Source organism: Microcoleus sp. A006_D1 (genome assembly GCF_036702805.1).
In the GTDB taxonomy this organism is placed as follows: domain Bacteria; phylum Cyanobacteriota; class Cyanobacteriia; order Cyanobacteriales; family Microcoleaceae; genus Microcoleus.
In genome coordinates this window covers 1-15369 of the sequence record NZ_JAUBVZ010000018.1, presented here as the reverse complement: position 1 = coordinate 15369, position 15369 = coordinate 1, and the positions used below count along the sequence as shown (strand labels likewise).

The following is a 15369-nucleotide window of genomic DNA, read 5'->3' as shown; positions in this document are numbered from 1 at the left end:
CTACTCAGGAGCAAAATTTATGTTTTGCTTCTGAGTAGCGTTTTTTGTTTTGGGTAATGAGTAATGAGTAATGGGTAATGAGTAATGGCGAAAAGTATGGGCATTAAATCAGAGTTGGAGTTAATGTTGACAGCACGATACCCGCTGCTGTATGTGGTGAGTGCAGAGGAAGAAGTGGCGGAGGAAGCGCTATTAGAGGTGGCACAGGCTCGAAAGTCGCAGATTTATTTTTGGTGTTTTTCGCGCGGTTGGAGCGATAAGGAAGGTGCGGACAAAGGCAATCCGATGGCAGCTTTGGCTCGTGTAGCAAAAATGTCCGGGGATGTGGGGAGTATTTTTGTGCTCAAAGATGTGGCGACTCTCATAACGCCGGGAGCTAATGGGCAGATTACAGCGGGGCAATTGCCGATCGTCCGTGAGATTAAAAATTTGGCTAGGGAGATGGCGCGCGATCGCCGATGCTTGGTTTTGATGTCAGAACAGTTGCGGTTACCGATCGAATTACGGGAAGAAACGACGGTTGTAGATTTCAGTTTGCCCAGCATCGATGAGATATCTGAGCAGGTCGATCGACTGGTTGGGAAGAAACTGAAGTTAGTAGGTTTAGAAAAAGAGCAATTACTGAAAGCCTGTCAGGGCTTGACTCGGTGTCGCATTGCACGGGTGTTGGCAAAGTGTTTGGCAAGTAATGGAAAAGTTGATGAAAGTGCGATCGCTCTCATCATCAAGGAAAAACGCCAGAACATCCGCGAGACTGGAATTCTCGAATTTATCCCCGTGCAATCGGGTATGGAATCTGTGGGCGGATTGGAGAATTTGAAGAAATGGGTGAGAGTGCGATCGAACTCATTTACCGACGCTGCCCGCGAGTACGGGTTGCCCGCTCCCAAAGGTTTGCTGTTGGCTGGCATCCAAGGTACGGGTAAATCTCTGAGTGCTAAGACCATCGCTGCTGAATGGCAGTTGCCGTTGCTGCGATTGGATATTGGTCGCTTGTTTGGCGGCATCGTTGGGGAATCAGAGTCGCGGATTAGACAGGTCATTGGATTAGCAGAAGCAATAAGCCCATGCGTTTTGCAGATAGAAGAAATTGACAAGGGCTTTGGCAACATCACCAGTGGCAGCGACGGTGATTCGGGGACATCCCGGCGGGTATTCGGCACATTGTTAACTTGGATGCAAGAAAAAACGGCACCGGTATTTGTGGTGATGACCGCCAACAATGTTGAAGTGTTGCCAGCGGAACTGTTACGCAAGGGAAGGTTAGATGATTTATTTTGGGTTGGATTGCCCACACAGTTAGAGCGGGAACAGATTTTCAAAGTTCACTTGAATCGGGTGCGTGTCGATCGCATCAACGATTTTGACATTGAATCACTGGCTAAAAAGAGCAAAGATTTCTCCGGTGCTGAGATTGAGCAGGTAATCTACGAAGCTATGCAGCATGGGTTTAGTCGTGATGAAGAATTTACGATGCTCGATTTGTTAGATTCGATCGCCTGTTGCATTCCTTTAGCTAAAATTGCTCAACCTCAAATTGATGCGCTTAAATCCTGGGCTGTTCGATCGGGCGCTAAATCTGCCAGCTTTGAAGAAGTTTTGCAACCCAAATGTAATGCTTCGCTTTTGATTGTTGACCAAAATTGAAGAAAAACAATGATTGACGTAACCGGACGAAAAGAAACTTTTGCAGAATTAGCGCAATTGTTGAATGTGGAAAAATTTGGGATCTTAGATTCTGATAGAGAATGGAGCTATTTGGGTCTTACTGAACAAGGAGGGTTTGCATGGAGCAATGGAATAGCAGGATGGGCAGAGCCAGTCCTGCCACATTTCCCCGAACAGACTAACGAATCACCACAATCTGTTGTTTCTAAAACCGTTTGGGAAGACGGAATAGTTCAATATGCAAACATAGTAAAAGTGTTTGCATACGATTAGTTAGCTGATTAGTTAGCTAAGCCGAAACACCCCGAGGGGTGTCTGCTGGGTAAATTGTACTCCCAGCACTGATGAGGAAATCAAATGCCTAAATATATTGCCGATGTAAATCGGCAAGGTTTAAAAACAATAGTGGTTGAGGCTTCTTCAGAGGAAGAAGCATTGGATAAGTTAGAGAAAGAATGGGAGGGGAAAATCATTATTCCCCCTCATCTAGCTCAATCTCAACAGCATCTTGAGGCTGTTGAATCAGAACAATAATAATTAGCTTTAGCGGGAGTAGCGTCCCGCTCCACCAATCCATAGGAGCAGAATCAAATGAAAACAGCAACATATATAACCGGGTCAGTTCAACACAGAATAGAAGAAAGTCATGGCTATCTATACCATTTTTATGATGTCTCACGTCATGAGAATGTGGGACATTTGATGGGAAAGACCAAGATCGAATGTATAGATTATTGGGAACGATCGTTCACGAAATCGGGAAAGAATACGAGAAATTTTCTGGAATTCCTTTGGGAATATTTTCCAGAAGTTAGATAACAAATAAAAGGTTTAAATTGAGCAATCGTTAACCTTTGCTTCAATTTAAAATAAATGCAATCAAACACCAAACTAAAGAAACTTAATGGAAAGACTAATGGAAAGAGTAATTGATTTAAACAAGCCTCCAATTGTAAACAGAAAATATTTAGTCAGGTGCATAGAAACCATTGGTTTTAAGTATGAAAAAACCTATATGCTTCCGGTAATTGGGGATTTTCATACAGATCAGGAAATTATTGGATTTCCTGATGAGCATATTCATATTGACTGGCGATTTCTTAGTCGCTCTGATTGGTCTGATTTTTCTAATAATGGACTTGGAGCTGACCTAGTTTACTCAGCAGTTATCTCCCGCCAATATGTTGTAGGTGAAACCGAAAAAGTGTTGCGCTGTAATCGCGATTTCCCACCATTTCCTTTGCAAATTCCTGAGCATCATATTGAATGGTTTCCCCATCTTGAGAAATTCTATTGTACATCTTCATCTATGCCTGATGTTGATGCTTCTCAAGAACGTTGTCCACATCGAGGCACTAAATTGAGTTCGGTTGCTTGCAATAAACATGGAATTAAAGTTTGTCCCGCTCATGGATTGCAATGGAATTCTAAGGGCAATTTAGTTCCACAAGTTTTTTGTGAAAATCCTTTTTCTTAAAAGCAAATAAATCGCGTTTTTGGTGGTTCGCTTCCACCAATTAATTATGCAGAAATACGCAGTTTGTTTCATTTATTGTTCAATTGGCACAGTGACAGAGAACAGCCAAGTAGTTTGGTTAACAGATTCCCCATTAGCGTGGGTAACTGAGCTAGAAGATGCAAAGATTTGGGATGATAGAGCTACAGCCGAGGTTTGCATGGAAAATGCCAATCAATTAATCACTGGAGTTGAAAAACAGTTTCTCAATGTAGTGACGATTAATTGGCATGAAGAATCTGAATATGAATTTGAAAATGAATGTGATGAATAAGTGAGATAATTAATGTGTTGTTTAGCCTTGCAGCAAACACATTAATCACTTCCCCGCCAACGGGGATTTTACTTCATTTTCTTAATTTATTTTCTCGCTTCATTTTCAGAGATAATGTTTCACTTTGAAGTTTGATGTTCTTATTGAGGGAATTATGGGTAAGTACAAAACCAAAACTTTTCTTGTCCATCGGCTTGTGGCAGAACAAAAGTTAGGACGTACATTACGATCGGGAGAAGTAGTACACCACATTAATCACGATTCTCAGGATAATCATCCTGAAAATCTCGAAATTTGCTCTTCGAGTTTTGTTCACGCCCAACATCATCGCAAACGTGAGAAAAAGGTTGAACGATTAATTCAAATAAATGGTTTGTGGTTTTGAATTCACATCAACAACAATAGGAAAACAAATAGGAACAATGATCATAGAAATTTCAACATTAGGTGAAGCAATTGTTCACAAAAGATGTTTGCTAGGACTTACCCAAGCATCTTTGGCAAAAAAATTGGGAGTAGATAACACGTATATCTCAAAAATTGAGAATAATCATTCTATCCCTAACCGTGAATTGCTGCGAAAACTAGAAAATGTTCTTTCATTTGAATACGGAGAACTGTTACCTTTAGCTGGATTGCATTCCCAAGAACTTGAACAATTGTTTGATGAAGTAGTGACGTTAATTGGTGAAAAACAACTGATGAAAGAACTTGAAAACATCAAGTACAATGCTTAAAATTTAGGCGTTCGTTTCGTTAGCGAAGCCCGCCCCTACGGGGGCTACGCCAACGTAGAGGATTAAAACGCTTTGGCGAGATGTAAAAAGGTAGAAAAGGTTAAAATGAATGAGAAAAGCTAATGATTTTTATCCAACAGAAAGTGCGGTAACAAAGCAATTGCTGAAGCGAGTGTCGATCGCAGGAACTGTACTTGAACCTTGTGCTGGAAATGGTGCGATCGCCAGTGTCATTGATAAACATGAGGGCATTGATGTTGTTTATACCAATGATATTAACCCTGCTTGGATTTGTCATTGTCATGCTGATGCCACAAAACCAGAGATTTGGAGGGGATGGCAAGAAGCAAATCAGTGTGATTGGGTTGTCACAAATCCACCATTCAATCAAGCAGCATTGATACTTCCTTTGGCTTACGAAGCAGCGACAGTTGGTGTTGCATTTCTGTTGAGATTGAGCTATTTAGAACCAGCGGGTAATCGAGGTGAATGGTTACGATCGCACAAAACCAAACTCACTAACCTGATAATTCTTGGGCAACCTAGACCAAGTTTTACAGGGAATGGGAAAACAGATTCATGTACCGTTGCATGGATGGTGTGGCGGAAAGAGGCAAGAACTGACACAATAATCGATTTTGTGACTGATTGGAAACAATAAGTTAGCGTATTTGGCGGTTCGCTACCGCCATTCAATTATGCAGCAATATAAGTTAACTTTTGGATGGCTAGTTAGATGCGGAAGAGAGTGCGATGGCTTAAGTCAACAAGGGCTTTGTTTAATACTGAAAAATCATTACAGTATTTTGTTGAGTCCCCAAGAAATTGATGATATTGAAAAAGATTGTTCACAACTTGCCCAGGATAGTTCCTTAGTTGAAAGTCTTTGTGAATTGTTTGAAATCCATCGCGATTGGGTTCAACAAATTAGACAACAAACAGAAATTAAAGCCAATGCTTCGCTTTGAATATTGATAGTTTTTGGAGTAAATCAAACAATGATCATAAAAACAATTGCCGTGAGTTATGAACGCAAATTTAATTTGCAAGATTTTAACAGTGTTACCATCGGTTGTACACTGTGGGCACAGATTGACCCATCAGAAAATGAGGATGCGTGTTTGCTAATTGTTCAAGATAAATGCCGAGAAGCAGTTCGATCGGAGTATCGCAAAGTCAAAGATGGCTCTGAACCTGCGGAGATATTCAGTGTTAATGATACTGAAGAAACCAATGCTGTGCAAACAGAAATGATTGCAAATGGTGATGTTTCCATGAAGTACAAAGAGTTTTAAACTTTAGCGGATTGGCGGGTTGCTCCCGTCTATCTTTGCAAATTAGGTATCAAAATGATGATGTAATGCTTTGCTTTGAGTATTGATTTTGAACACTTATGGGAGAGGAAGATGCTTTTTTTTGATTTGGTACAGATTCTACAGTAACTCCTAGAGCAGTTATTTGTAAAAGTATAACTAAAGAATGGACGAAACAAAAAACTTTTGAAATGAACCTTTATATCTGGGAAGTTTCTTCTGATGGATCATTTCATTCTGATGCAGTAATTCGTAGTCCTTTTGGACATAAAACTTTAGTAGAAGTTATTGATGACCTGAAAATGTTTAACAACATTCTAAGGTTTACATCTTCAGGTCAAGCAATCTTTAAACCTAGTTTGAAACAACCCGTAGGAGTAATGAAATGTCATGATTGTAAGTTTGTCAACAAACAACCGTTTTGTTGTGCAATAAATCCAACTGGAATTTACTTGGATTATTGCAACGATCGCGAAGTATAAGCCGGATTGTTTAGCACCATCGTCCTAATAGCGTTTAACTGGATCGCTCCCAGTCAAATAATGTTTTACGTTCTGATTGACGACAAAAGTATCACCGTTCACAATGCTGATGAAATGCTAACTCTCAAAGAAATGCAGAATCTGGTAGGTATTGAAAATGAGCCAGCTTACATAGAAGTGGCTTCTTATCATAGCTATTCTGATCGCTCAATTATCATGATTTGTGATGACGAGTTTTTACTAAAAAGTTATAAACCAACTTGTTATACTGCTGAAAAAGTTGTGATTCATGGACAAGTGCTTATTTTGGGAACTGATGCAGCCAACGGAGATTTTGGTTTGTTAACACTGAAGCAAACTGAAATAATTAAACAAGAAACCAAACTGTATCAGAGGTAGGAATTTAATGCTCAGTACCACCAGGAGCTAAAAGGGGTGGTAATCAATTATCACGAGGAATTCAATTGAAAACAGTTTTCTATCGGTGGTATGAACCCGACGGTTACCACAAGTTTACATTTGAAAACACGAAACTTTGGGATGATAGTCCAGGAAATCAATTCAAAATATGCGTGTATTTTGAAGGTGAATTGTTGCTATCTACTTTGATTGATACTCCAAAAACTATCAATCCCCGTGGAGAGGTGGAAAAGATAGCTATTAAATTGTACGAGAATTTGAGAGGAATAAATCAATGAGGAAATATGCTTTAGTAGCTGTAGCAATCACATTAATTGGTTGCCAATCAGCTACAACTACAACTAAATCTGAAGAAAACGAATACCAGGAAGAAGCTTATCCAATCGGTCAACAACAAGAGAGATATCACCATGAAAAAACCACAACTCAACCCCAATGACATGAGGACTTATCCAGTCCAGAAATCACCTTGTCTAACTTGTCCGTTTGCCGGGAGAGAACCGCTAATTTTGGCGGATTTTGAACAATACATCGAAAATTTGATGGGGAATGGACAACATATTTGTCATTCAACTGATAAAAATATCTGTCGTGGCGGACGCGATATTCAGTTGGCATGGTTATGTTCGGTTGGAATGTTAGATGAACCAACTGATGCTGCGTTCGATCGCGCAATTGATGATGCTTGTCCAAGATAAGTTTAATAATTTAATCTGTGGCTGTCACCAAAAATCTCAAACCTAAAACCAAATAATCGTATTTGACAGAATGCGATTTTAAGTAAATCCGCTTTCATAAATTAGCGCTTACACATCACCTCAAAGTCGGAATGTGTAAGTTTGCCGGATACTCTGATTCCCGGCTATTTGCAACCAATGCAATATTACAAAATCGAAATTACTATCAACAAAGATGGCACTATTACCGAGAAAGTTCTTGCCTCTGGTACTGACTGTACTGCGATAACAGCAGAACTAGAAAAAGCATTGGGTGAAGTTCAATCGCAAGAACTATTACCTGAAGCTCAAGAAACAAATTTGTATTCTGCTTCCGAAACAGAAACAAATGTTCAAAATGTAATTTAAGGAGAATGTCAAATGGCTACTAAACTCAATTTTTCGCTTGAAAAACAATACGAAATTGCTCAATATGCAACTAATCATACGTTACAAGAAACTGTTGAAACCTTTGGAATTAGCAAAGATTCAGTTGTTAAATACAAGCGAAAAAATGGTTTAGCAAAACTAAGACCAAAATATTTACCACTTAGCCAACGATTAGAAAATCACATTACTAGCAAAGATAACTGTTGGTTAACAGATTTGCCAAACAATGGTCATGGTTATTGTAAGATTAGTGTGAATGGTAAAACAAAATACGCTCATCGTATAGCATACGAGGTTTATAAAGGTAAAATTCCTGAGAATATGCAAGTTTGCCATTCCTGCGATATCCCAGGTTGCATTAATCCTTCTCATTTGTTTATCGGAACTCAACAGGAAAACTTAATTGATTGTATAAACAAAGGTCGTTCAAACAAGCCTAAAGGTGAAAATCACCACAAAGCAAAACTGAATGAGAGCAATGTTCGTCAAATCAAGTCCTTGTTAGTTGAGAGTAACCTAACTCTCAAGCAAATTGCTGAGATTTTTGATGTTGGAATAGGAGCCATTTCTGACATCAAGAAAAACAAAACCTGGAAACATATAACCATTTAGTTCTTTACATCAGGAAAACCATGTCTCATTTAAGTGTAATCAAAACAACCATCAAGAATGCCATTGTCCTTGAATCTATTCTTAACCAAATGATTGCCGATGGTCTTAACGGTATTCTCACAGGAGCACATCTCGATCGAGATGCCCAAATTCACGATCCATTCGGTAACAGTAAACTTGCTGAGTTTGTGATCAGACGCAAACAAAATTATCAAGGTGGCTACGATTTTGGTTTTAAACTGGTTGAGGATGAGTTTGAATTTCTGACGCGCGACGGCAGCAAACAGGATTCTCAGAAGTTTATGGAAGCGTTGTTGCCTTGGTATGCGCGTGAAAATGCCATTGCTGCTTTGGTAGCTCAGGGGTTTGAGATTGAATCTCAGATTGAGCAGGATGGCACATTGAAAATTATTGCAGGTAAATGGAGTTAATGCCAAAACTATCATTTGGTTTAACCCCGGGATGATTTCAAATGCAAAGCAAAACATATACTTTGCTTTGCATTTGAAAAGCAAAAGCAAAGTAGATAGCGAACAAAAACTATCTTTTGAGCATACGTTTCAACAAAATTAGCGTTTTAGCGGGTAGCTCCCGCTCTAAAAAAATGAAACTAATGATTTGGGATTTAGATGGTACATTGCGGGAAACCGCATCAGGTCAGACATTTATCAATGACCGAGAAGCGAGACGCAAGCCCCTGGCTTTAGACATGGGGACAAGTCGGCAGCGGTTTCAACCGCCTTCTTTCCTTTCTTCAAATGAGTCATATTCTTAACATATCTATTTATGTCAATGGTTGTTCTAATGCTAAAATAGTTTCATGAAACAACGATACAAATATCGCATATATCCAACTCCTCCGCAAGTTCACAATCTTGCTAAATTGTTTGGTTGTTGCCGTGTTGTATGGAATGATTCACTAGCCTTATGTAATTCATCCGAAAAGCTACCAAGTAACGGAAATCTGCAAAAGACTTTCATTACTCAAGCCAAAAAGTCGGAAGAACGGGAATGGCTAGCAGAAGTTTCAAACATCCCCTTGCAGCAATCAGTTGCCGATTTGGGAGTGGCTTGGAAGAACTACTTTGATTCATTCAAAGGCAAGCGAAAAGGTAAAAAAGTTAGCCGTCCGAAATTCAAGAAGCGTAACAGCAGGCAGTCAGCACGATTCAGAATCGGAGGTTTTTCCATTAAACATGGAAAAGTCTACCTTGCCAAAATTGGCAAAATCAAAGTTGTTTGGTCAAGGGAATTGCCATCTCCGCCAAGTTCGGTCACGGTAATTAAAGATGCTGCGAACCGATACTTTATCAGCTTTGTAGTCGAAGTAGCTCCAACAATATTGCCCGACAATGGACAATCTGTTGGTGTGGATATTGGTATAACCGACTTCGCTACTCTGAGTACAGGCGAGAAAATAAAAGCTCCCAAGCCTCTTAAAAAGCATCTAAGAAAGCTGCACAAGGCACAGCGTAAGTTAGCCAGAAAAAAGAAGGGAAGTAAGCGAAGGGAATTAGCACGTCGCAGAGTTGCAAAGATTCACGCCAAAATCTCTGATATTCGCAATGATTTTCTACACAAATTGAGCACTAGAATTATTCGTGAGAACCAAACGATAGTTCTGGAAGACCTCAACGTTGCTGGCATGATGAAAAACCGTAAATTATCCCGTGCTATTTCCGATTTAGGCTGGCGAATTTTTCGGACAATGCTGGAAGCTAAATCAGAAATGTACGGCAGAGATTTCAGGGTTATTAGTCGCTGGGAACCAACCAGTCAACGCTGCTCTTGCTGCAAACAGATTGGTGGAAAGAAAGAACTTTCAGTCCGTGAATGGACTTGCTTATTTTGTGGAGCAGTTCACGATCGAGACGAGAATGCAGCGATTAATATAAAAGTCGCGGGCGGATTGCCTGAGACTATAAACGGACGTGGAGGACGGAGTAAGACCACATCTAATGTGGCATCTTCCAGCGAAGCGTCAACCCACCAGTTCCCTAGGCAGCTTTTGTTGTTTGGGTAGATTGGAATCCCCCTGATTCATCAGTGGGGAGGATATCAACCCACAGATCAAAAACCGATTGCAGGCGCAACTGAGGCACTTGCATATTACACCAGTAAAGGCTTTCTCTGTGTTGGCGCGACTAATCAAGGTGGATGTGCTGCAATTGATCCAGCAACTGATTTACCTCGAAAATCGATTAAATCGAAACGAACGCAAACATGATTTTGGAGCAACAAAAAACACTTTCGCTGTTTCCGGGGTTAAGTAGAATATTTGCTTGTCCTGATTTTGCTGGTGATATTTGTTGGAATATTCACAAATATGGATATTCGAGAACTAACCGAACAACACAGAAACCATTTCTTGACATACTCCCCGACCTGAAGGCACGGGGATTCTAATTCATGGTTCACAGAAGTCCACTTGCTATATCAGGTTGCCCTTCAACAGTAGAGGCGGTCTTCTCCCCATGCTTTCCCTCTTCCGAGGCGGATTCTTCTTGCCCAGAAGTACCGTTTTTCTGCCACTCAGTACCCAGCAGATTCATTCCCCTTTGCAAAATATTAAGGGCTGCATTAGTATCCCGGCATATCTCAATCCCGCAATTCGGGCATGAATGAGTTCTGGTGCTGAGTGATTTCTTCACTCGATGACCGCAATTAGAGCAATCTTGAGAGGTGTAGTTAGGCGATACCGCCACCACCGCCTTATCCCAAATCTTGCCATAGTAGTCTAGCCATTGAGTGTACTGATACCAACCTGCATCAGAAATCGACTTAGCCAAGTGATGATTTTTCACCATATTAGCAATCTTCAAATCTTCATAGACAACCACATCGTTAGAGTGGACTACGCACCGAGCTTGCTTAATTGCCCAGTCTTTACGCTGTCTTTGGATTTTTAGATGGATTTTACCCAGCCTTTTCCTTTGCTTATGATAATTATTTGATTGGGGTTTAGCACCCTTAACAAATTTCTTACTCAGACGACGTTGAGCTTTCTTGAGCCGCTTCTCTGTCTTCCGTAGGAATTGAGGGTATATTACTGCGTTGTCCTTTTGGTCTTTGGTGAAAAACTTTAACCCCAAATCTAAGCCGACAACATTTCCTGTATATTTTCCTGTTTCTTTCCGGTCAGCATCAAAGCAAAACTGAGCATAGTAACCGTCTGCCCTTCTAACTACTCGCACCCGATTAATTTTCAATCTGTGCAAGTCTTCCTGAGTTTCATTGTTACAAAATATAGAAAAAGTTCCAGCCTCGAAACCATCAGTGAAAGTAATTGACTTACAATCTTCTGAGAGTTTCCAGCCTGAAACTTTATATTCTACCGAGCGACAATGTTTTTTGAATTTGGGATAGCCTTTCTTCCCCGCACCTTTTCTGCATCGGGAATAAAAGATAGAGATAGCAGCCCAAGCCCGTTCAGCACTAGCTTGTCTAGCAGCAGAGTTCAACTTCTTTGCAAAAGGAAACTCCTTAGCTAAATCCTTGCATAGGCTATACAAAACGGCTTTACTAACTTTTTGATTATCCATCCAAAAACGTACAGCTTTGTTCCTGATGAACTGGGCTGTGCGAATAGCTTCATCAAGGGCTAAGTATTGCTCTTTTGTTCCGTTCTTTAGCTTGGCTTCTCTTACTATCATGCTCTAAGCATAGCATATTTATCTGGTATTGTAGTAGATAAATATAATAGAATAATCAAAGCCGTCCTGGAAGGACGGGGCTTTAGACCCAATTTTTTCGTAAACCAGATCAAGGAATGATTGAGCTAGCGATCGCTAGTTGTACTCCCTATCATCAGAATCATCGAACAAAAATTGATATTTGGATGTTCGGCGATCGACCAGAAGATAAAGGGTGCGCTGATGCAGCCGGAATCAATTTTATTTGGGCTGATATTGTCCGCAATAAATTTGTTCCCGGCGAACATGAACAAAATACGCAAATTGACGGTGAAATTTTGTCGAAGTTTTTAGCAATTTAATGTTCTGCTTTTAGAATCAAATGTACAGCAGAAGTAGCGTTCTGCTGTGCGTTTAATTCAGTGCTACAATAGACAAAACATTGGTGGCAAGAATGATTAATTGTCAACTAGCACAGAACTACAATCCAACTAGAAATTACAATGTACCCGGTTGGTACAGCAGCCCTAAAATTGATGGAGTACGTTGTCTTTTTATCCCAGGAAAAGGGCTATTGAGTCGGACTCAGAAAACAAAATACATTGGGTTAGAACACATAGAAAGCCTATGTTATCAGGGAATAAGCACCATTTTAGATGGTGAATTGTACATTCCTGGGGAGTCATTCGATCGCATCTCAGGAATTGCCCGTGATTCGGTAAAGATTAATGTCGCAGATAAACTGCGTATGCAATTCCATGTATTTGCACAAAAGATTGAAAGTTATCAATTCGTTAGCACAGAGTTGATGATTGAATCAATTACTGAATCAATCCCTGATAATCAATCAATTCTTGTACCAGTTCCTTATGTTTATGTTGAAAATAATCCTGTAGCTATTCAAGCGCAGAATCAGATTAACAACGCTGCTGGTTTTCCTGAAGGCACAATGCTAAGGAATCCGACGGTGGCATATCGAGAAGGTCGATCGCACGATTTACTGAAAGTAAAAAACTTTGTAAAATCCGATTTCACGATTACAGGTTTTGACCGTGGCACCGGGAAGTACAAAAATTCATTGGGAAGGTTAATAGTTGCTGGATTAGTTAATGGAGTTACTATCACGGTCAAAATTGGCACAGGCTTCACCGACGCAGAACGATCGAATATCTGGGAAAATCAATCAATGTTCTTAGGTCAACAAATAGAAGTTATTTATTTGGGGATAACTTCAGGCAGAAGTTTGAGACACCCAGTTTTCTCAAAGTTTGTTTGACCAAAAAAAAACAGCACCTGGAAGCGAGGCACTGTTTTACCGCAATATGGAAAAAGCATAATTAATTGTACAATAATTGTACAATAATTTAACACGAATTTAACACGAATTTAACACGAATTTAACACGAATTTAATGATAAAATTGAATTAGTTTCTACTCTTAATTAAAACTTATGACTGTACCAACGGCTGGCGCGATCGTGGCTGCTTTGCGAACGATCATCAGAGATTACAATTATTGGGGAACCTCAGAATCAGATTCTCCGTTGACGATTCGGCGAACCAAATCATTTACTGACCCTCAGATTTTATCTGCCGATGCTTCTATGCGTCGCAGAATTGGTGGTGCAAGTTATCAGGTTCCGATTGATAGACCGATCGCTTGCAAAACTTTAATAGAAGTATTCACCCCATTGGTAGACGGTTGCAAGTCCGAAGTAGCATCGGCTATGGGTGGAATCGAAAATCTGAGATTACCTGCTGAAGGACTGGAGTATTATGTCCAACTGTACTCGACTTTCGCTTCCCTTGCTGAGACTAAAGTTTGTTTTGTTGACGCGCCCAATGATCCTTATGTGGGTTTGTTTATCATTGGAAAAACAATTGATGAAATTGTAGTGGCTCAAGCTTTGTTGGTTCAAACCTAAACTAGCTAATTGAACTGAAATTGCCAATAAAAAACGCCTCTGGAGCAGAGAGGCGTTTTTTGTTGATCAAGAACAAAGTTAAAGAAGAAACTTAGATTTCTTCAATCGTTACACAAACTTTTACTCGTCCCCAGCCGATGCAGAGAGAGAAATCTTGAGCCATTATTCGCGAATCAATTCCGTTCATGCGATCAATGACTTGCTGGCTTTCGGATAACAAAATGCTAGCTTGTTTCTGAAGCATTGCGGAATCTTCCATAGGTGTTTGATATTTCATGGTTTGCTGTGATTCGGTAAATTCGATCGGCATAGCAACTAGCCTAGCTCAACTAATCAATTGTAACATCAATTATTCATGCCAAACTAGAATTTTGAAGGTCATTTGCTGTCCAAGCACAAACGAGTTTGGCTTGATAATTATTCGGACTGCGCTACTGCCAGCACCAAATGTAAAATCATAAGTGCCATTTGGTGGAATCTGACCGGGATTGCCAACTGGGGAGTTAGGCGTAACGACCCAGTTGGCTGTGGCGTTACTCATGTGGCACGTTCCGGTAATTCCTAGAATTTGCCATGAACCAAAATTCAAAGGAATTTGGATTAAATTATTTCCGTTGTAGGTCAAAGGGTGATTTATTACGGTGCATTTAGGGCCCGGAGCCGAAGCGCCTTGCTGAGCCAAAAGCATCCAATTTGAGCTGACACCCGGTAAAGTATTGGTGTTCGCAACCAGGGCTACATAACTGCTGCCGTTGTAAGAAATGCCATCTGATACGACATAAGCAGTTGATACATTCCAAGCACCGCGCCACCGAATTGAATCACCTCTGTCACCTTTGTCTCCCTTTGCACCGGGAACACCTTGAAGCCCGATCGCACCTTGTGGTCCTTGCAAACCGCGTTCGCCCGTTGCACCCGTTGCACCCGTTGCACCCGTTGTACCAGTTGCACCCGTTGTACCAGTTGCACCCGTTGCACCCGTTGCACCTTGAGAGGCTAACAAATTCCAACTCGAACTCATGGCGGGAACTGAATTTGTGTTGACGGCGGTGGCAATATAACTGCTGCCGTTATGCGCTACACAATCTCGGGGAACATACGCAGTTGTCGGTGCCCAAGTCCCGCGCCAATTAATTCCAACTTCACCTCGATCGCCTTTTGCGCCGGGTTGACCCGATGCACCAGCAATCCCTTGAATTCCTTGTTCGCCTCGATCGCCTTTTCCACCAGTTGCTCCAGTTGCTCCAGTTGCTCCAGTTGCTCCAGTTGCACCAGTAGCTCCAGTTGCGCCGGGAATTCCTTGAGCACCAGTAGCACCAGTTTCACCTCGATCACCTTTGCTTCCGGTTTCACCTCGATCGCCTTTAACTCCAGTTGCACCAGTTGCACCAGTTGCACCAGTTGCACCAGTTGCACCAACTGCGCCGGGAATACCGGGGATACCAATTTCACCGCGATCGCCTTTATCACCAGCAATCCCTTGAATTCCGTCAGCACCGCGTTCACCTCGATCGCCCTTTATACCTGGCTGACCATCAAAACCAGTTAACCCAATTTCTCCCTGTTCTCCTTGAATCCCTTCTTTACCAGTTTCCCCGCGTTCCCCGCGTTCACCTGGTTCCCCACGTTCACCTGGTTCCCCACGTTCACCTGGTTCCCCACGTTCACCTGGTTCCCCACGTTC

24 protein-coding genes, 1 other RNA gene and 1 pseudogene are annotated in these 15369 nt (G+C 41.1%); 23 read left to right on the top strand and 3 right to left on the bottom strand.

Annotation, left to right across the window (positions count from 1 at the left end; all coding sequences use genetic code 11):
• Nucleotides 1-84 precede the first annotated feature (84 nt).
• The 20 genes from QUB68_RS24470 to QUB68_RS24375 all read left to right on the top strand — a co-directional run bounded on the left by QUB68_RS24470 (nucleotide 85) and on the right by QUB68_RS24375 (nucleotide 10151).
• On the top strand, nucleotides 85-1647 hold the full coding sequence (locus QUB68_RS24470) for an AAA family ATPase (protein WP_332997321.1): 1563 nt from the start codon (nucleotides 85-87) through the stop codon (nucleotides 1645-1647).
• A gap of 9 nt (nucleotides 1648-1656) precedes the next feature.
• Nucleotides 1657-1941, top strand: a complete 285-nt coding sequence (locus tag QUB68_RS24465) for a hypothetical protein (RefSeq protein ID WP_332997320.1) — start codon at nucleotides 1657-1659, stop codon at nucleotides 1939-1941.
• A 19-nt stretch (nucleotides 1942-1960) separates the two neighbouring features.
• An RNA gene (locus QUB68_RS24460) (hammerhead ribozyme type II) lies at nucleotides 1961-2026 on the top strand.
• Complete coding sequence (locus QUB68_RS24455) at nucleotides 2026-2202, top strand: hypothetical protein (RefSeq protein ID WP_332997319.1); 177 nt, start codon at nucleotides 2026-2028, stop codon at nucleotides 2200-2202. Before QUB68_RS24460 ends, QUB68_RS24455 begins: the two co-directional genes overlap by 1 nt.
• Nucleotides 2203-2584: 382 nt before the next feature.
• Nucleotides 2585-3145, top strand: a complete 561-nt coding sequence (locus tag QUB68_RS24450; RefSeq protein ID WP_332997317.1) for a Rieske 2Fe-2S domain-containing protein — start codon at nucleotides 2585-2587, stop codon at nucleotides 3143-3145.
• Nucleotides 3146-3236: 91 nt separating this feature from the next.
• Entirely contained in the window at nucleotides 3237-3458 is a 222-nt protein-coding gene (locus tag QUB68_RS24445) for a hypothetical protein (RefSeq protein ID WP_332997315.1), read from the top strand.
• Nucleotides 3459-3612: 154 nt separating this feature from the next.
• Nucleotides 3613-3843 carry an HNH endonuclease gene (locus QUB68_RS24440; protein ID WP_332997313.1) on the top strand — a complete coding sequence of 77 codons (231 nt, stop codon included), beginning with the start codon at nucleotides 3613-3615 and terminating at the stop codon, nucleotides 3841-3843.
• Nucleotides 3827-4195: a helix-turn-helix domain-containing protein gene (locus tag QUB68_RS24435; protein ID WP_332997311.1), complete on the top strand. Its 369-nt coding sequence runs from the start codon at nucleotides 3827-3829 to the stop codon at nucleotides 4193-4195. Before QUB68_RS24440 ends, QUB68_RS24435 begins: the two co-directional genes overlap by 17 nt.
• Before the next feature lie 109 nt (nucleotides 4196-4304).
• Nucleotides 4305-4856 carry a hypothetical protein gene (locus QUB68_RS24430; RefSeq protein ID WP_332997309.1) on the top strand — a complete coding sequence of 184 codons (552 nt, stop codon included), beginning with the start codon at nucleotides 4305-4307 and terminating at the stop codon, nucleotides 4854-4856.
• Between the two features lie 10 nt (nucleotides 4857-4866).
• Nucleotides 4867-5163, top strand: coding sequence for a hypothetical protein (locus QUB68_RS24425; protein ID WP_332997307.1), 297 nt, complete (start codon nucleotides 4867-4869; stop codon nucleotides 5161-5163).
• 30 nt (nucleotides 5164-5193) lie between these two features.
• Nucleotides 5194-5490, top strand: coding sequence for a hypothetical protein (locus QUB68_RS24420; RefSeq protein WP_332997305.1), 297 nt, complete (start codon nucleotides 5194-5196; stop codon nucleotides 5488-5490).
• A 560-nt stretch (nucleotides 5491-6050) separates the two neighbouring features.
• Nucleotides 6051-6389 (top strand): DUF3846 domain-containing protein, encoded by a 339-nt coding sequence (locus QUB68_RS24415; protein ID WP_332997303.1) that lies wholly within the window; start codon nucleotides 6051-6053, stop codon nucleotides 6387-6389.
• A gap of 65 nt (nucleotides 6390-6454) precedes the next feature.
• Nucleotides 6455-6688: a hypothetical protein gene (locus QUB68_RS24410; protein WP_332997301.1), complete on the top strand. Its 234-nt coding sequence runs from the start codon at nucleotides 6455-6457 to the stop codon at nucleotides 6686-6688.
• Entirely contained in the window at nucleotides 6685-6849 is a 165-nt protein-coding gene (locus tag QUB68_RS24405; protein ID WP_332997299.1) for a hypothetical protein, read from the top strand. The genes QUB68_RS24410 and QUB68_RS24405 overlap by 4 nt, the downstream gene beginning before the upstream one ends.
• Nucleotides 6821-7108 (top strand): hypothetical protein, encoded by a 288-nt coding sequence (locus QUB68_RS24400; RefSeq protein WP_332997296.1) that lies wholly within the window; start codon nucleotides 6821-6823, stop codon nucleotides 7106-7108. Before QUB68_RS24405 ends, QUB68_RS24400 begins: the two co-directional genes overlap by 29 nt.
• Before the next feature lie 177 nt (nucleotides 7109-7285).
• Nucleotides 7286-7495 (top strand): DUF2997 domain-containing protein, encoded by a 210-nt coding sequence (locus QUB68_RS24395; protein WP_332997294.1) that lies wholly within the window; start codon nucleotides 7286-7288, stop codon nucleotides 7493-7495.
• A gap of 12 nt (nucleotides 7496-7507) precedes the next feature.
• Complete coding sequence (locus QUB68_RS24390; RefSeq protein WP_332997292.1) at nucleotides 7508-8128, top strand: HNH endonuclease signature motif containing protein; 621 nt, start codon at nucleotides 7508-7510, stop codon at nucleotides 8126-8128.
• Nucleotides 8129-8148: 20 nt separating this feature from the next.
• Entirely contained in the window at nucleotides 8149-8559 is a 411-nt protein-coding gene (locus tag QUB68_RS24385; protein ID WP_332997290.1) for a DUF1257 domain-containing protein, read from the top strand.
• Between the two features lie 173 nt (nucleotides 8560-8732).
• Nucleotides 8733-8903: a hypothetical protein gene (locus tag QUB68_RS24380; RefSeq protein WP_332997288.1), complete on the top strand. Its 171-nt coding sequence runs from the start codon at nucleotides 8733-8735 to the stop codon at nucleotides 8901-8903.
• A 45-nt stretch (nucleotides 8904-8948) separates the two neighbouring features.
• Nucleotides 8949-10151 (top strand): RNA-guided endonuclease InsQ/TnpB family protein, encoded by a 1203-nt coding sequence (locus QUB68_RS24375; RefSeq protein ID WP_332997286.1) that lies wholly within the window; start codon nucleotides 8949-8951, stop codon nucleotides 10149-10151.
• A gap of 391 nt (nucleotides 10152-10542) precedes the next feature.
• Here QUB68_RS24375 and QUB68_RS24370 read toward each other — a convergent pair whose 3' ends face one another.
• The gene (locus tag QUB68_RS24370) at nucleotides 10543-11781 is read right to left on the bottom strand and encodes an RNA-guided endonuclease InsQ/TnpB family protein (RefSeq protein ID WP_332997284.1); all 1239 of its coding nucleotides are present in this window, start codon (nucleotides 11779-11781) and stop codon (nucleotides 10543-10545) included.
• Nucleotides 11782-11888: 107 nt separating this feature from the next.
• On the opposite strand from QUB68_RS24370, the pseudogene QUB68_RS24365 reads away from it, so the two are divergent.
• From QUB68_RS24365 to QUB68_RS24355, 3 genes and pseudogenes are all read left to right on the top strand, one after another.
• Nucleotides 11889-12122: pseudogene (locus QUB68_RS24365) on the top strand (hypothetical protein); the annotation flags it as partial.
• Nucleotides 12123-12214: 92 nt separating this feature from the next.
• A complete protein-coding gene (locus tag QUB68_RS24360; RefSeq protein WP_332997567.1) occupies nucleotides 12215-13036 on the top strand; it encodes an ATP-dependent DNA ligase in 822 nt (273 codons plus the stop codon).
• Nucleotides 13037-13211: 175 nt separating this feature from the next.
• Nucleotides 13212-13685, top strand: a complete 474-nt coding sequence (locus QUB68_RS24355; protein ID WP_332997282.1) for a hypothetical protein — start codon at nucleotides 13212-13214, stop codon at nucleotides 13683-13685.
• 91 nt (nucleotides 13686-13776) lie between these two features.
• Here the strand turns inward: QUB68_RS24355 and QUB68_RS24350 are convergent, their stop codons facing one another.
• Both QUB68_RS24350 and QUB68_RS24345 read right to left on the bottom strand, forming a co-directional pair.
• Nucleotides 13777-13995, bottom strand: coding sequence for a hypothetical protein (locus QUB68_RS24350; protein ID WP_332997280.1), 219 nt, complete (start codon nucleotides 13993-13995; stop codon nucleotides 13777-13779).
• A 39-nt stretch (nucleotides 13996-14034) separates the two neighbouring features.
• A partial coding sequence (locus tag QUB68_RS24345) for a hypothetical protein (protein WP_332997279.1) occupies nucleotides 14035-15369 on the bottom strand: 1335 nt, incomplete at its 5' end.

What these genes read in the sequence shown, in the direction of transcription:
- QUB68_RS24385 (WP_332997290.1), top strand. Translation starts at nt 8,149, where the DNA reads ATGTCTCATTTAAGTGTAATCAAAACAACCATCAAGAATGCCATTGTC.
- QUB68_RS24420 (WP_332997305.1), top strand. Translation starts at nt 5,194, where the DNA reads ATGATCATAAAAACAATTGCCGTGAGTTATGAACGCAAATTTAATTTG.
- QUB68_RS24440 (WP_332997313.1), top strand. Translation starts at nt 3,613, where the DNA reads ATGGGTAAGTACAAAACCAAAACTTTTCTTGTCCATCGGCTTGTGGCA.
- QUB68_RS24355 (WP_332997282.1), top strand. Translation starts at nt 13,212, where the DNA reads ATGACTGTACCAACGGCTGGCGCGATCGTGGCTGCTTTGCGAACGATC.
- QUB68_RS24405 (WP_332997299.1), top strand. Translation starts at nt 6,685, where the DNA reads ATGAGGAAATATGCTTTAGTAGCTGTAGCAATCACATTAATTGGTTGC.
- QUB68_RS24470 (WP_332997321.1), top strand. Translation starts at nt 85, where the DNA reads ATGGCGAAAAGTATGGGCATTAAATCAGAGTTGGAGTTAATGTTGACA.
- QUB68_RS24415 (WP_332997303.1), top strand. Translation starts at nt 6,051, where the DNA reads ATGTTTTACGTTCTGATTGACGACAAAAGTATCACCGTTCACAATGCT.
- QUB68_RS24450 (WP_332997317.1), top strand. Translation starts at nt 2,585, where the DNA reads ATGGAAAGAGTAATTGATTTAAACAAGCCTCCAATTGTAAACAGAAAA.
- QUB68_RS24380 (WP_332997288.1), top strand. Translation starts at nt 8,733, where the DNA reads ATGAAACTAATGATTTGGGATTTAGATGGTACATTGCGGGAAACCGCA.
- QUB68_RS24370 (WP_332997284.1), bottom strand. Translation starts at nt 11,781, where the DNA reads ATGATAGTAAGAGAAGCCAAGCTAAAGAACGGAACAAAAGAGCAATAC.
- QUB68_RS24395 (WP_332997294.1), top strand. Translation starts at nt 7,286, where the DNA reads ATGCAATATTACAAAATCGAAATTACTATCAACAAAGATGGCACTATT.
- QUB68_RS24360 (WP_332997567.1), top strand. Translation starts at nt 12,215, where the DNA reads ATGATTAATTGTCAACTAGCACAGAACTACAATCCAACTAGAAATTAC.
- QUB68_RS24400 (WP_332997296.1), top strand. Translation starts at nt 6,821, where the DNA reads ATGAAAAAACCACAACTCAACCCCAATGACATGAGGACTTATCCAGTC.
- QUB68_RS24390 (WP_332997292.1), top strand. Translation starts at nt 7,508, where the DNA reads ATGGCTACTAAACTCAATTTTTCGCTTGAAAAACAATACGAAATTGCT.
- QUB68_RS24455 (WP_332997319.1), top strand. Translation starts at nt 2,026, where the DNA reads ATGCCTAAATATATTGCCGATGTAAATCGGCAAGGTTTAAAAACAATA.
- QUB68_RS24430 (WP_332997309.1), top strand. Translation starts at nt 4,305, where the DNA reads ATGAGAAAAGCTAATGATTTTTATCCAACAGAAAGTGCGGTAACAAAG.
- QUB68_RS24350 (WP_332997280.1), bottom strand. Translation starts at nt 13,995, where the DNA reads ATGCCGATCGAATTTACCGAATCACAGCAAACCATGAAATATCAAACA.
- QUB68_RS24465 (WP_332997320.1), top strand. Translation starts at nt 1,657, where the DNA reads ATGATTGACGTAACCGGACGAAAAGAAACTTTTGCAGAATTAGCGCAA.
- QUB68_RS24435 (WP_332997311.1), top strand. Translation starts at nt 3,827, where the DNA reads ATGGTTTGTGGTTTTGAATTCACATCAACAACAATAGGAAAACAAATA.
- QUB68_RS24375 (WP_332997286.1), top strand. Translation starts at nt 8,949, where the DNA reads ATGAAACAACGATACAAATATCGCATATATCCAACTCCTCCGCAAGTT.